10 protein-coding genes are annotated in these 14660 nt (G+C 32.7%); 5 read left to right on the top strand and 5 right to left on the bottom strand.

Going from position 1 to position 14660, the window contains the following annotated elements; all coding sequences use genetic code 11:
- A partial coding sequence (locus L990_RS00155; protein WP_231562233.1) for a hypothetical protein occupies nucleotides 1-415 on the top strand: 415 nt, incomplete at its 5' end.
- Nucleotides 416-745: 330 nt separating this feature from the next.
- Complete coding sequence (locus L990_RS00150) at nucleotides 746-1018, top strand: hypothetical protein (protein ID WP_047444303.1); 273 nt, start codon at nucleotides 746-748, stop codon at nucleotides 1016-1018.
- Here L990_RS00150 and L990_RS00145 read toward each other — a convergent pair.
- The gene (locus tag L990_RS00145; RefSeq protein WP_047444301.1) at nucleotides 1011-1973 is read right to left on the bottom strand and encodes a replication initiation protein; all 963 of its coding nucleotides are present in this window, start codon (nucleotides 1971-1973) and stop codon (nucleotides 1011-1013) included. The two genes, L990_RS00150 and L990_RS00145, sit on opposite strands and share 8 nt — an antisense overlap.
- A gap of 836 nt (nucleotides 1974-2809) precedes the next feature.
- On the opposite strand from L990_RS00145, the gene L990_RS00140 reads away from it, so the two are divergent.
- A complete protein-coding gene (locus tag L990_RS00140; RefSeq protein WP_047444299.1) occupies nucleotides 2810-3322 on the top strand; it encodes a hypothetical protein in 513 nt (170 codons plus the stop codon).
- 57 nt (nucleotides 3323-3379) lie between these two features.
- Here L990_RS00140 and L990_RS00135 read toward each other — a convergent pair whose 3' ends face one another.
- The 3 genes from L990_RS00135 to L990_RS00125 all read right to left on the bottom strand — a co-directional run bounded on the left by L990_RS00135 (nucleotide 3380) and on the right by L990_RS00125 (nucleotide 6730).
- The gene (locus tag L990_RS00135) at nucleotides 3380-3781 is read right to left on the bottom strand and encodes a hypothetical protein (RefSeq protein ID WP_047444297.1); all 402 of its coding nucleotides are present in this window, start codon (nucleotides 3779-3781) and stop codon (nucleotides 3380-3382) included.
- Nucleotides 3781-4461: a ParA family protein gene (locus tag L990_RS00130; RefSeq protein ID WP_047444296.1), complete on the bottom strand. Its 681-nt coding sequence runs from the start codon at nucleotides 4459-4461 to the stop codon at nucleotides 3781-3783. The genes L990_RS00135 and L990_RS00130 overlap by 1 nt, the downstream gene beginning before the upstream one ends.
- Before the next feature lie 229 nt (nucleotides 4462-4690).
- Nucleotides 4691-6730 (bottom strand): type IA DNA topoisomerase, encoded by a 2040-nt coding sequence (locus tag L990_RS00125; RefSeq protein ID WP_047444294.1) that lies wholly within the window; start codon nucleotides 6728-6730, stop codon nucleotides 4691-4693.
- Between the two features lie 194 nt (nucleotides 6731-6924).
- On the opposite strand from L990_RS00125, the gene L990_RS00120 reads away from it, so the two are divergent.
- Both L990_RS00120 and L990_RS00115 read left to right on the top strand, forming a co-directional pair.
- On the top strand, nucleotides 6925-7287 hold the full coding sequence (locus L990_RS00120; RefSeq protein ID WP_047444292.1) for a plasmid mobilization protein: 363 nt from the start codon (nucleotides 6925-6927) through the stop codon (nucleotides 7285-7287).
- A 475-nt stretch (nucleotides 7288-7762) separates the two neighbouring features.
- Nucleotides 7763-9547, top strand: coding sequence for a relaxase/mobilization nuclease domain-containing protein (locus tag L990_RS00115; protein ID WP_197057201.1), 1785 nt, complete (start codon nucleotides 7763-7765; stop codon nucleotides 9545-9547).
- A 113-nt stretch (nucleotides 9548-9660) separates the two neighbouring features.
- On the opposite strand, the gene L990_RS00110 is transcribed toward L990_RS00115, so the two are convergent.
- On the bottom strand, nucleotides 9661-14658 hold the full coding sequence (locus L990_RS00110; RefSeq protein ID WP_047444289.1) for a helicase-related protein: 4998 nt from the start codon (nucleotides 14656-14658) through the stop codon (nucleotides 9661-9663).
- Between the last annotated feature and the right edge of the window lie 2 nt (nucleotides 14659-14660).

Here is a 14660-nt window from a genome sequence, read left to right as displayed (position 1 = left end):
CAAAGTCTCTTATTTGATACTATATTGCAGTGTAATCAAAAACAAAGTCAAACAATTTAATTTTAAAACGATGAAAGCAAGATTTACAATTTACAGCATGTTGGGCAGTATAATAAATATTGATAGTCTTGACGTTGCAACCAATTTTTTCAATGAAAAAAAGGATTCCAAAACGTTGATGGACAATAAGACAAATACAACTATAATTTCTAGAGAACACCTATGCTGCGGAGTTATTCATACAGGGATTAAGCACTGTGGGGATGTGAAAATTTATACTTTGAGCGATACTGGAGAAAAGGTAACATCTACGGGCGAACTTCTTGAGGATGCTATGAAACGATTTATAAATATGGATATAGAGGACTGTTCCAAAGAGCGAAAATTTGATACACATTATGAGGAATTGTCGTAATGCATTTATTTTAAAGAATAATAGCAGCAAAGGCAGGTGTCACTACTTGCCTTTTATCTTTTATAAATTCAAGATCAGGCGAGAGTCTTACAAATAAAGCCAACCTCTTTTTGGTGGTTTTAATGGGTGTTTTTTAAGCTAAAGCTTAGCAAGCGGCATATCTGTTCAAGTATGAGAGGTTAAGCCGTCTGGAGGGGTTTAATTTAAATAACGTAAAGAGGAGGCTTTTAATTTACGACATAGAGTGTTTTAGCGTGTTAGCTAAATATAACAAAAATGTAATAGAGTAATTTTTATTTGCTATTTTTGTGTATAGTAACAAATACACTTATGAAAACAAAAACGATTTTAAATTTTATTTTAAATCAACCTATCTCCTCTTTACCAGTATCTTTCGAAAATGTAAAGGAACTTTATTATATAAACGAAAAAGATAGAATAATTGTTTATCAACAATTTGGATCTGTTGTTTCTCCCCAAATTTGCTTTGCAAAAAACGGAAAGAGTGTTACGGCTCAGTCTTTAAATACATATATTGGAGAGACAATCGAAGATAAAGACAAGATTGAATTGTTCTGTTCATTCTTTTTTGCCTCTATTTGAGATCAAACTTAGAGGTAAAGATTGACCAGGTATAACCACCCGGATTTTTTACCTCAAAATTATTTACTTGTACGTTGATCTCATAACAAGTTTTTATAATATCATCAGTTCCAACCTCCCTCATAACTTGCTTTATTTGAGTATCTGACAACCTTAAATTTTTTAGTTTTTGCAAAACCTGCTCATTTATAGATGCCTCTTGATTTGTATCTTTAGTCTTAACTCTAAATCGAAACGTAAGCATTTCGACTTTTCTTGATTTTTTTGATTCAAAAACCTCGTAAATATAATATTGCGAATCAGGACTCTCATTTATCTCGGCAAGAGCTGGTTTAATCACCCGCTGCTTGAAAGATCCGTAAAGTTCGTACCAAGGTTTTTTACTATCTTTTTGATCGTCATCTCTTAGGCGCAAAATTTCTATCAGATGATTTAGCGAGATATAGAGTACTTTAGTGTCTTGATATTGAGATATAAGTTGATATATCCGCTTAGTGTATTTTCCTTTAAACGACAATACAGATCTTAAAGAGTACTGTGTGAAATTGGATTTTAAGTCAGTTAAAAATGGCCTCAATTTAGGGTCAAAACTAAGTTCTATAGATCCTTTCCCGTCTAAGTATTCACAGCTTGAGACGAAATGTGTATCGATTCTGTTGCCATTTGCACTCTGTATAGTAACAACGCGCTTCAATAGTTTGTTGACACATTCTTTTAAAAGTGCAGTATTGGCCGCTGCACTTCTTTGAGTTTGATTATAAAATATTTCTGTACTAGAAATTATATAATTTGTTTTGTCTGGATCATCGGTTTTAATTTTGGCTATTAGCAGCATTACAATGTTTTGCTCAAGCGAAGTTAGGTTGTATCTAGCTTGAGTAAAGTCGTTATGCTGTCTTATCGTTTTATCCTTAAGAGGCTGATGCTCGCTCTTTACTAGTACTAAATCTGCCATAGAAAATATTATAAAATATGATACAATTATAGCTTTTTAAATATAACAAAGCAATACCTCCGTTATATTATGGCTCTAATTTACAAAAAAAACGCTAACTATAACAAATGTATGTGCGTGTTATAGTTTAATTTTAACATTTTTATAAGCAGCTATAAATTAGACACCTTTGCTCCTGCCATAAAAATGTTATAGATGCATATTTTTGTTATACTTCCGAAGGGAAACGCCATTTAAATGTTATATATCGCTATGTAAAAGTTATAGTTACCCATTAAAAAGCTATATTAAGCCATTAAAAAGTTATATATAATGATTTTTTCCCGAATGTAAACAACAGAAAATCAATTTAATACAATGACAAAAAAAAAGGGTACAATTATATACAAAAGATTTAAAAATATTCACACAATATTTGTTTAGACTTAAAGGGAAAAAGAGGGTGACTTTAAAGTATCGTGTTTCTACCCTCTTTTCTATCAATATACAACTAATTGACATATAGTACTATACATGATAAAAAAAACAAGGATAATTCGAGTTGTTTTGTATATAATTAATAATCATATCATTACAATATGAAGTATAACAAAATAATGGCAACACGAAGTATAACAAAATAATGGTTGAACTTTGAAGTATAACAAATTAATGAATGAAAAAGTAAAATCACCCTGAAGTATAACAAAATAATGGGAAAAATAGGTTCAGCCCCCCCCGAAGTATAACAAATTAATGGGTTTATCGTGATTTGAAATAAAGGAATGTAGTCTTATTATAAAAAAAATACTATTTTTACTAGATTATGATCTGGGACTAAGCTTTACGTAATAATTATGGAGAGGTACTGCAAGTTTTGCGGGAAAGTTATCATTGGGCGAAGGCAATTTTGTAATGATAAAGAAAAACGGCTATATCGCTATAACATCAAAAAAGGGTTGTCTGAGGAAGAAATAAAAAAAATCAGCCAATCGCTTCTGGATTTATCAGAAGTAAAAAATAAACCCTACAAGGCAGCAAGGATGGAATCTCTGAATATTCCAATAAGTCCAATTATTCGGGAATATTTAAGATTTAAGTTTGACAAAAAATCGTCAGAGTTTGTTAGAAATGAACTCATGAGTTTTCTTATACTACCTGAGGATAAGAAAAAGTACAGGAGTACTTTAGAGTTGAAAAAACTTTATTGCATTGTTGTCCCAGGGTCTGCGAAACGATTTCTTGAAAGTTTGGCTAAATCAAATTTGAGAAGTGTTCAAAAAGAATTGAGCATTTTTATTTTTATGCTTTATGATAAAATTCATAAAGAGCCTGATTTTGAAGATTTTAAAAATAATTTTACACTTTAGATTTATATCTAGTGTAATGTTTTGTTCAAAAAAAAGAGGTAGCTTATGCTACCTCTTTTACTTATTATTCTTAAGATCGACGTACTTTTTATTTTCCTTCTTTCCAAAAAAATCGCCTAGAATAACATCTAAAAGTTCTGCCTTACTTTTGTAGTTATCCTTATTTAACGCATAAAATATATCAAGAAGACTGTCGTAATGAGCAGTGATCCGGATAGTTTTATCAAAATTTTTGACAATAGGCAAGCTATCTTCTATTATCTCAGCAGGAGACAAAACTGGAGGTGTTGCAGTAGTTGCTGCAGTAGTTGCTGCAGTAGGTGTTGCTCGCTCGTTTTTATTTGGCAAAGGAACACTTTCATTTCTTGCTTCAGAAAGACTATCCTCGCCTACAATTGGTGTTTGATTCAATTTTTGCGACATTGTCGCAAATCGACTTCCTTTTTTACCTTTCTCCATTATATTTTCTCTTTAAAAGATGATATAAAAGAATCGAATAACTCATCTCCTACCTTATATCCAGATGTATACGTAGAAAATAGATTTGGGTACGATACCCTAGATTTTAGACTTAAAGCAGGATCTCTTTTTTCAATGAGATTATTACTACTTTCAATAACCTGATCAAAAAAAGAGGCCATATCTTTGTATCTAACAGTTTGATCTACCTTGTTGTTTACTAGATGTATTTTTATGTCAGAGTTCAACTCTCTTTTTTTTATGATTTTTACTTGTTTCAAAATCTCTAAGAAATCGTAAGTTGAATTAACATCAGTATCTCCAGCTAAACATGGTACAAATGCGAAATCAAGGCTAATTAAGAGTTTGTCCAAACCCTCTCCATAAGCTTGTCCAGGCATATCTATAAAGATGTAATCAAATTCGCCATCGAGTTCTTCGAGTGTTTCTAAAATTTTCGAGGGTTTTGAAAAATAGACAGGATAAGGAAAATCGGCAATTCCTTCTTCCATTTCAAGTTTTCGCTTTGCAATTATTGATCCTTGTATATCCGCATCAATAATTGCAATTTTTTTATCAAAATTAATTGCAAGAGGGTTTGCAACAAGGACTGTTAAGGTCGTCTTACCTGCTCCTCCTTTTTGATTTACGAAACCAATAATTTTTGTTTCTTTTTCCATTAGTGTGAATGTTTTGTTCTACACAAATATAGAAATATATTTCTACACAAATATATTTCTATACAAATATATTAATATACTTTCACACAAAAACACATTCACACACGTAGACATGTATCACTCACTACACGTATAAGTAACTATTTGTATAATTATACTCATGTATATTTGTAGCAATGTAGCAATGTAGTATTGTAACATTAGTTACTCGTAGTATCGTATACATGCATTATTTTATAAAAACGACTTTATGGTTTTCGATCTTTATTTTTCCATTAAACTTTTTCTTTTCCTTTGAAACGAAACCTTTTATTTCAAGAATTTTACCTTCAAGTAACTTTTTAACCTGATCTCCACTTATTTTTTTACCTGCTATTTCCTTGTATATCTGCATTCCACAAGAACAAGAGTAGGAAAATTTTTGAACTTTAAGAGAAAGACCGCAAGAACATCTTATGTCTTCGTCTTTAATGCTATTAATTACATCGTTCACATTTTCAGATGTTAGTGTTTTAAGATCAACCTTAACACCTCTTTCTTCTGCCATCCGCTTAACCGTATCCTTTTGTTTTTGGCTAAGAATCCGATTAAAAGTAATATCCTTGTTATCTTCTATAAAGTTCTTCGTGTAGGCAATAATTGTATTAAGAAAAATTCCTAAGTCTTTCTTATTCTTTACTTTAGCAATTTCTTCCTCTATGTACTCTGTATATTCGACAGTTGCAATATCGTAGGAGGCTACCTTATCAATAAGCTGCATTCCCTTTTCTGTTGCTGATAGCGTTTTCCCTGTTTTCGCAATATATTGACGATCTGCAAGTTTTTTTAGAATTCCATCCCTAGTTGCTGCAGTTCCTAGGTTAAGATGCTTCATTTTTTTTATGATATTACCTTCAGTGTATAACGAAGGCGCTTGTGTTTGTTTTTCAATGAGTTCAAACGTTCCTTTAAGCAATTCTCCTATTTCAAAACTGATATTGCATTCTTCTTCAGTCTCTTCGTCCTTAACCTTGATTCGATCATAGAGTTTTAAAAAACCTCTTTCGATAAACCTTGATGATTTGAATATAAATTGTTGATTAGCTGCATTAAAACTGTAGGTGAAAAATTCTTTTTTAGCATTTTGCTCGAATTGGGATAGCATTCTTAGCAGAATAAGATTATATATCTTTTGAAGATCATCATTATCAGCAGAAAAAGGTTTGAGGCAAAGAAGAGCATGGTGATCTGTTAACTTTGAATCATCAAAAACCTCCTTCCCTAATGAGTAAACATTTGGAGATAATTCTTTATAACCAAGATTATTAAGACAGTTTTCTAGTACCCCTCGCGCACTTTCTGGCAGATAGTTAGAATCTGTTCTAGGATAGCTTACTACCTTATGTTCTTCGTATAGTTTTTGAGTGAGTTCGAGCGTTTTAGTTGGAGAAATGCCAAACTTTTCGTTTGCTTCGATTTGAAGCGAGGTTATATCATGTAATGTCGGCTTTACAAGCGTTTTAACCTCATTTTTTTTATCTTCAACTTTTATTATTAATCCTTTAAAATCATTGATATTGAAGGTTGAATCATCTATTTTCTTATTAGATTCAAAGCAGTATTCTTCATTACCTTTCTTTCCCTTATAGCCTAAGATCTTAAACTTTTCAGTTTTAAATGTTAATTTTTCTCTTGTTCGATCTACAATAATTTTTAGCACAGGTGTTTGAACTCTACCTATTGTATAAAGCGCATTTGCCTTAAGAGTTACAAATCGAGTCATGTTAATGCCTTGTACCCAATCCGCCCATTGCCTAGCCAATGCGTTAAAATATAGGTAATTATACTTCTCTGCAGGAGTAAGGTTACTGAAGAGATTTTTTACCACCTCTGCAGTAAGGGCTTCAGATGAAAAAAGCCTGTAAACTTGCTTTTTATCCATCCACGAATTTCCATCAATATGGTTAAGAATCAACCTAGCTATAAGTTCTCCTTCCCTTCCAGCATCGGTTGCAATTACTATCTCGCTACATTTCTTATAAAGATCAGATATAACTTTAAGTTGGTTCTTTCCAGAACTAATCGGTTCATACTCGTAAGTTGGCAATAAAGGAAGTTGATCTAAGGTCCATTTTTCTTTATCCTCTTTAATCTGGAGTAAGTGACCGAACGCCCATGTGATAGTGTAATTTTTACCATCCGTGAGAAATCCATTTCCACTTTCATTTGCTCCAAGAGCATGTGCAATTTCTCTGGCCACGCTCGGTTTTTCGGCTATAACAAGTTTCATAGTATAAAATTTTAGGTTGTTATAAAGATAAAAAAATAATTTATATATTGCTAAAAATAATTTTGGGCAAGATGTGTTTTCTGCTATCGCAAAAACAGTCTTGTTTTCTCCTTTCAGTCGAAAAAAAAACCCCCTGTAAGGGCTTTTTCATGTTTCATAACGCTTAAATAATTCTTAGACTAATTAAAAAGAAGATGGCGCGACCTAAAAAGAATATAGAAGAAAGAAGAACATTGAATCGGATAATTGTTAACCCAACGTTAGACGAAAAAGAGGCTATAAAGAATAAAGCAGCATTATTAGGGATCAGTGTAAGCGACCTGTTACTGCGATCTGCATTGGATCGTAGGATTGTTTCTTTTGATAAAGAAACGAAGATGTTTTTACATGAATTACTTAAGATAGGCAATAATGTAAATCAGATAACACGACAACTAAATGCTATTGTCCGGGATGGACGAACGGGAGAATTGAAGAAATTCGATCAGCAAGAAAAGTGTTTTATAGAACTTCGAAAACTCTTAGATGAGTTGACAAATAGGCTGGATAACAGATAAGTGTGTAGTTTTAAATATTTTATTTCCCTTTTAGTCAGAGATCTTTGAATAGCGTAACACGTATATTTTTATACATGTGTCATTGTGGTATTGTGGTATCTGTATATTTATACCTTGCAAGTCAACGTATATATGTATTGTCTACAACATCGTACACATTTATACATGTATCATTTGTCTGAAATAATACATTGCTACATTGTTTTAATGTATTTATATTCATTTTTACACGTGTATTATTGAGGCTTTGTATTATAATAGCATTGTATAATAATATATGTAAGGTAATGTAGTAATGTAGCAATGTAGCAATGTATATTTATATTGTTGTATTGTTGTAGTAGTATGTTTAACGCTACATGTGTTATTGTATTATTCATTATATGTGTTGTCGTACTTTTGTGTATTTGTATTTATATTGTTTTATAGTCATTGAGATATGATAGCAAAATGTGTTCCAAGAAAAACGGAATCAATGCCTAGAGTCGTTGGTTATTGTGCGAAGGAAGAAAAAGGTTATGTGCTGGATTCTTCTGTAGGTTATACAAAAAAGGAAATTAAAGAAGCATTTCAAAGCTGCTTACCAGATAAAATGGGCGTTAAAAATGTGAATGCGGTTGTTCATTGTGTTTTGAGGTTAGCGCCTAAGGAGACTCTAAGTGATGAAAAATTTACAGAACTAGCGAAAGACTATAGAGAAAAGATGCTTTTTGGAGAAAGAGATTATGCTTGTTTTAGACATAATGATATTAAAGACGGTGAGCACGTACATTTAATTGTTTCTTACTACGATAAAGACGGGAGACGATGGGATGATTCTTTTTTTAAAAAGAGAAGTGAAGAAGTCCGAAAGGAACTAGAAATTAAGTATGGGTTACAGTTGGTGGGGCATTCTGAAAACAATAAAAGGAAGAAAGAAAGCGTTAACTACAAAGATTTTGCAAGTGAATTGCATCGAAATACGCTTTCTGCTAGATCATATACACAGCAGCAAATAAAAGGTGCCTTATGGGGTAAAAAGAATATTTCTTTGACTGATTTTGTCAAAGAACTCAACAAACGAAATATAGAGGTAAATTTTAACCTGCAAAATGACAATTCTAAAATTTCAGGTGTAACTTTCAAATTAAGAACTGATTATAATGACTATACGTTTAAAGGGAGTCAGGTGTCTAAATATTATTCGTTCGTTAATCTTGAAAAGAAACTCTCGATTGGGAAAGAAGATATTGCATTTGCTTCAGCATTAAAAAAGTTTGAAAATCAAGATACGGAATCAAGTAAAATAATAAGTAAAAATACGAATCAACTTAAAAATGAAATTCTTGCGTTTGCTGCAGAGAATAATGTTGTAATAGGTCGAAAAGCAATTAAAGTTTTTGAAAATTCAAGGCTTAATAACAATAATATAGTAAAGGTTGACTTATATCTTGATAACTGTAAAAAGAACCCACAAAAGGTAGTTAAACTAGTTGATTTCATCAATTCTGAGCATGTTCGAAATCATGAAAAATCTATAGATAGATTTTTGCTAGAGATTGAGAAGAAAGACGGGGTGAAAGGACTAAAACATGAAAAAGCAGCTATATTGAAAGTATTTGATGCTCATTACTTTGATCAAAATTGTAACTATGCATTAAAATCTTGTGAATCATTTAGACGTAGTGGCTTTTCAAATGCATATAAAGACATTAAACTTAGTGATCAGATTGAATCTACGGTTGAGAGGAGAAAAGGGTATTTTAGCAGACAGTTTAACGAAAAGATAGCCGAACTATATCCAACGTTTTCCTCAGAAAGAGTAAGAAATCTAATATTAACAGATTCTGAGAAAAGTTCATTTTCGAGGCAGATAGAAGAGGGGAGGGGAGATGATAAATTTTTAAAATCTGTTATTGAAAAAAACAACCTTTTTGTTTTAGAAAAACTTTATACCAAATTAGAGTTTGCGTCAGTAAAAGGACTTTGCGATTTTTCAAAAGAGAATTTTGGTAAGATCGAAACCTTAGCAAAGCAAAGTATGTTTTCTCCAAGTATTATGAATGTCCCTCTCGAAAAGTTGGTTGAAATGCCATCCTTTGTATCAAAAGGTTTACCAGTTTCACCTATGCGGTTAGATAATTTTAATGATTTCGAAAATACGAGTGCGTTTGAAAAATTGCTAGATTCAATGATTCAAACATCTGGAGCAGGATCTTTGAGTTCTGCAGATGACGAAAATATCGAAGTCAAAAAAAGGAAAAGAAATCATAGAAGGTAATTTTTTTATAAATTTGAGAGGCTCTTTTTCTTAAACAGTCGAGAAGATAGTTGAGAGTCACCTTTACAAAGGTTTACAATTATAATTAGTAAAAAGGGGATAAAATCCCCTTTTTACATTCTATGAGAATAGGACAGCCCTTTTTCAACCTCCTTTTTTTCCGTGTTAACATCTAAATTTTGAGGTTGAAGATCCTTTGCTATTTTTTGTTCCAATAGTTTCAGATCTTCCTTGAGTTTTGACAGTTCTCCTTCTTTTGGAAAGTTGCTCGATGTGTATGTTTTTAATCCAGGAAGAAGTTCTTTCGCTCTTTCAAGTTGCATTTTGTAATCATCTTGCATCTTAGGTATTTTCTCAAGAGCGGCAGCAGGATAGTTTACAATGTTTTCTGGTTTAAGACTTGGTTGACCATGATTATGCTGATACTTATAGTTGCCTTCTATAAAACACCTGTTTATCTTTTCAACGTCACCTTTGTCGTTTATATATTTTTCTGTTTTAATCACAATGTCAAACCCATAAGCACGACCGATCTTTTTACCATCTTCAGAATCGACATTTTTCATTTGGTTTACAAACTCAATCCCAGCTTTCTTAGTGTCAGTTATTCCTCCAATATTTATTTCTGGCACTACTGTCCCATTTTCAGCTACATTTTTTTTAGAGTTAAACAGATCTTCATCTTTATGAAGTTTTTGAAGAATTCGTTCATTTTTTTCAATATCAAGAACTGTACTGGAGTATTTATGCCTTGCTTTTGCGGTATCAGCGTTAAAATTGTATTTTTCACCTTCAAGCACAGCTATTCTTTTTTCCATTTTTGCCTTTTCGAGAAGATCTGTATTTCCAGACGTGATGGCGATGTACTCTGCCAAGTTCGACATACCCGTTTTTTCGTCCATTCCACCCTCATCAATTCGTCTTGTAGCAAGATTGCATTCTTTGATTTGATTGATAAACACTTCTTTGTTTTTGTTGATGCAAAACTTGTAGTTGTCCAATGTTTGTTCGACGGCATAAACAAAATTGTACACTTTGTTATCTTGAAACTGTTTCGCAGCCCAATTTCCTGTTCGTTGTCCTCGGCCAATTCGTTGTATTGTTTCTGCAGGTTTCCACGGAATGTCAACGTGATGCATTGCTACAACTCTTTTCTGCACATTTACACCTGTACCTAAAGTTTGTGTAGAACCAAAAAGTATTCTTACTTTTCCTTCATTTACATCCTCAAACAGTTTATCTCTTTGCTTTTGGCTATTAAAATCCTGAACAAATTTAATTTCGTCTGCAGGTATCCCTTTTTCTATAAACTTTTTTTTAAGTTCAGAATAGGCGTTAAATTCATCTTTTTTGTAGGTTGAAGTGTCTAAGAAGATTAACTGAGTTCCTTTGTATTCATGAGATTTATCGTAAAATTCTTTTACTTTTTTGGCAACATTTGAAAGTTTTGAGTTTGGATGATCTTCAGCAAAAGGATCTACAAGGCGAACATCTAAAGCCATTTTTTTCGAAAGATCAGTTACAATTAGCATTTTCGCTATTTCTTCTGATTTAGAAAGAGGCTGCCTTTCGATAATTGTAGCATCTCCAGTCTTCGCAAATTCTTTTAATTTTTCTGAGTAATCAACTTGAGCAGGAGTTTGTGGTGTGTGTATCAGTTCTTCAATAAGATCAGGGCGATCAAGTCCAATTTGTTTAGCAGTTCTGAAGTCTGTTATTTCTGCATAACATTTTGCAAGTTCCGGTACTTTTATAAAATTTCTGAATCTTTCCTTCTGAATTAATTCATTGGTTACGGAAAATTCAAAATCAACACTCTTTTTTGCATAAACAGACGCCCAACTATCAAACGTGTCGATATTTTGTTTTTCAAGGTGTTTTGGCCTTAAATACTTAAAAAGGAGGTAAAGTTCGCTTAAAGAGTTGCTAATGGTTGTTCCTGAAAGGAATGTTGCTCCAAGATCTTTCCCTGTTTGCTCCTGAATGGTTCTTATCCCGAAAAGTAGATTAGTTGCCTTTTGGCTCCCTTGTTGATTACCCAATCCTGCAACTCTGGTGTGACGAGTTGCAAACATAAGATTTTTAAAATTTTGACTTTCATCTATAAAGATATGATCAATACCTAATTTTTTAAAATCAAGAACGTTATCCTTTTTTGAGTTAATTGTAAAATTTACTTCTTCTATTTTAGATGAAAGGCTAGCCTTCCGTTTTTCAAGACCTTTAAAATCGGCCTTTTTTAAAGATGATTTACTTAAAAGAAGGTCCTTTTCAATATTATCGAGTTCCTTATCTAGTATTTTTTTTTGTATGTCGAGCGATTGAGGAATTGCTTTATACTGCTCATGAGTCAATATAATGCAATCCCAGCTGTTATTCTTGATTGAATTAAGTAGATTCTCTCTGTTTTTAGGAGTAAAGTCATCTTTACCAGGATAAAGTAATTTGTCGTTTGGATAGGCTCTTTTATAAGTTTCGGCAATTTGACCTATGTTTGCTTTCATTCCTATAATAAGCGGTTTATTTTTTATCCCCATGCGCTTCATCTCGTGCGCAGCTATACACATGATAAGAGTTTTTCCACTACCTACATCATGATCAGCAATGCCTCCATCATCTTGAATGATCTTCCAAACAGTATCTTTCTGAGATGGATATACACTTTCTATACCTAAATTTTTTAAGTTAAGATCTGCAAGTTCAAGGTGAGCTCCATTGTTTTTAGGTCTAACGTTTGCGTTAAATTTTCTATTGTAAATATCCTCCAGATCTTTTTTATTCTCGTCAGGTAGATCTCTTAGATATTCAATAAATCCATCTCTTATTTTATCAATTTTTGTGGAGGCCAACTGTATTGCTTGTGCGTCTCTTCTGGTAGTTTCTCCATCTTTTATCAAAAACTCAGGAATCGTGTTTTTAAAAGCATGGTCGAGAAGGTAGGTACCATTATATCTTCTTCCGTTGCTTTCAACCGCATGTTCAAAGTGTATTGCAGAACTAAACCCTTTAGGTTCGATGTGAAAACTGTCACTTGATTTTAAAAAAGAGACATCAGTAGGAACTTTAAAAAGTTTTGTTGCGAAGTCGGAATAGTATTTGTTTGGAATCCATCTTTCTCCTAGATTAAAATCAAGAACTTCAAATGGAATTCTTTCTGGAATAACTTTTTTCAGTTCAGACAAAGATTCTTGTGCTGGTAGGTGGTTTGGATTTTTTAAAAGAAAATTATTGGCTGAATCTATTTTTTCAATGATATTTCCAGAAAGAAACTTGTCTCGGAGTTCGTAGTTGCTGTTTTCTGGATTAAAAAGAATAAGGTCTTTTAAATCATCTTTAACGGACTTTTCTTCTTTTTGGAGTATCGACGTAATGTAGTTAAGATCAACGGTACCAAATTTATTAAGGCTTTTAATAAGAGCATCGTTTGCGGATTCAACTTTGCTCTCTTTGCTAAAAGCAACTGGTTTTTCAAAAATGTCCGCCTTTACAAATTTTTGATCTTTCGAATTTTCAAGCGTGAGTACTTCTCTTGCATAACTATCAAATAAAATGGTACTTAAATTTTTACCCTCATTTAAAGCACCATGTTTAAGTCTAAAATGGTTGTAGGCTTGGTTTAGTTCTTTTCTTAGTTCTGTATTTTCAATCTTTAAGGTTTCCTCAAAATCTGAAAGTTTCAAGTAACTATCTCTAACATTGATGTATGATTTAGCAATTTCCTGCTTCTCTCGTGAAAAACCTTTGCTTTCAATGGACCAAGATCCTGTTCCTGTATTTTTTATAATTCCAACGGTACCGCTTGGTGCAATATCAAGCATACCTTCGGTAATAAATTTTTCATCTAAACTTTTTCGGAGGATGTATGGAGAAGTTTCTTGTTTCTCGGATTGAAACAGATTTTTTTGAACCACATCAAATAAGGAGAGTTGTTGTGGTTTGGAGGTTGTAACTGTTTCGATTCTTTTTTGAGAATTGCGGTTGTACAATTCTTTTGAAAAATATCGATCAATGTCATTGCCCAATTTCGTTGAAAGATCTTTCGAAATACCGACAACACCATCTTTATGTTCAAACACAATGGCTGGTTTTCCATACATATCAGTTCCCCTACTTCCTGATGTGTATACAACTCTTTCTAAAGAAATAGTCTTGTTCTGATTGAGATCATTGATCTTTTCCGATTTAATGTAGTCTTGCTCAAATTGACTTAACTTATTTTTTTCGCTATTTTTTTGTAAAATAATTAAATCGCTAGCAACCTCTGTATTTGCGTTTTCTTTAAAAGTGTTATTCGGTAGCCTGATAACGCTAACTAAGTTGGCGTTATTCATAAGGTATTTTCTTATTGGTTCGTTTGTCGGACTATCGGACACTCCTGTGCTTGTAATAAATGCAACTACGCCGCCTTCTCTAACCTGATCGAGAGCCTTTACAAAAAAATAGTTGTGTATTGCTCGGCAGGACTGCTGCTTTGCCTTATCTTTTGAGTTTACAAAATTTGGATCAAAAGCAGGAAAATCTCCAAATGGGATATTTGAAGAGGCTATGTCGTAACGGCCATTGCTTGATGTACCAACATCTTCAAAAGCAGTATTTTTTACCTCGACGTTTGTTCCTGAATAAATACCTTGAAGAATATGTGCTGTTAATTTGTCTTTTTCAAGAGCAACAACATTTACCTGGCTATCCGTTGTTTTAAATGACTCGATAAATTGGCCAGCACCTGCAGATGGATCGAGCATTTTATCGAAGTATATCCCTTTATCGTAAAATGTTTTTGCAACACCGTCGACTAATCGCTTATCGGTGTAAAACGCTGTGAGGATACTTGATTTTATTGAATTTAAAAACTCCTTCTTAGCAGAAGGAGTCGTATGTTCATCTAATATTTTATGTAACTGCTGAACCTCTGGTAGCAGTTTTCTGTCTGCTGCACTCCATGTTTCTGTTTTTTCAAGAGGCATTAAAACAACTTTTAAACCTCCAAAGCCATTATATTTTTTTAGAGTCTCAAGTTCTGCCGGTGATGGCAACCTTTTTTCTTTTTGTATCTTGAAGCTAGTTTCTATAGCCTCAAGATTTTCTTTGAATTTTTCTTTAGAATTATACATAC

This window comes from Alistipes sp. ZOR0009 (genome assembly GCF_000798815.1).
Classification (GTDB): domain Bacteria; phylum Bacteroidota; class Bacteroidia; order Bacteroidales; family ZOR0009; genus Acetobacteroides.
Note: the sequence above shows the minus strand (reverse complement) of the source record. Positions and strands in the feature narration are given on the sequence as shown.

Bases quoted from the DNA above. Each gene is read 5' to 3' on its own strand.
- L990_RS00135 (WP_047444297.1), bottom strand. From the start codon at position 3,781: ATGGAGAAAGGTAAAAAAGGAAGTCGATTTGCGACAATGTCGCAAAAA.
- L990_RS00120 (WP_047444292.1), top strand. From the start codon at position 6,925: ATGGCGCGACCTAAAAAGAATATAGAAGAAAGAAGAACATTGAATCGG.
- L990_RS00110 (WP_047444289.1), bottom strand. From the start codon at position 14,658: ATGTATAATTCTAAAGAAAAATTCAAAGAAAATCTTGAGGCTATAGAA.
- L990_RS00145 (WP_047444301.1), bottom strand. From the start codon at position 1,973: ATGGCAGATTTAGTACTAGTAAAGAGCGAGCATCAGCCTCTTAAGGAT.
- L990_RS00150 (WP_047444303.1), top strand. From the start codon at position 746: ATGAAAACAAAAACGATTTTAAATTTTATTTTAAATCAACCTATCTCC.
- L990_RS00125 (WP_047444294.1), bottom strand. From the start codon at position 6,730: ATGAAACTTGTTATAGCCGAAAAACCGAGCGTGGCCAGAGAAATTGCA.
- L990_RS00140 (WP_047444299.1), top strand. From the start codon at position 2,810: ATGGAGAGGTACTGCAAGTTTTGCGGGAAAGTTATCATTGGGCGAAGG.
- L990_RS00115 (WP_197057201.1), top strand. From the start codon at position 7,763: ATGCCTAGAGTCGTTGGTTATTGTGCGAAGGAAGAAAAAGGTTATGTG.
- L990_RS00130 (WP_047444296.1), bottom strand. From the start codon at position 4,461: ATGGAAAAAGAAACAAAAATTATTGGTTTCGTAAATCAAAAAGGAGGA.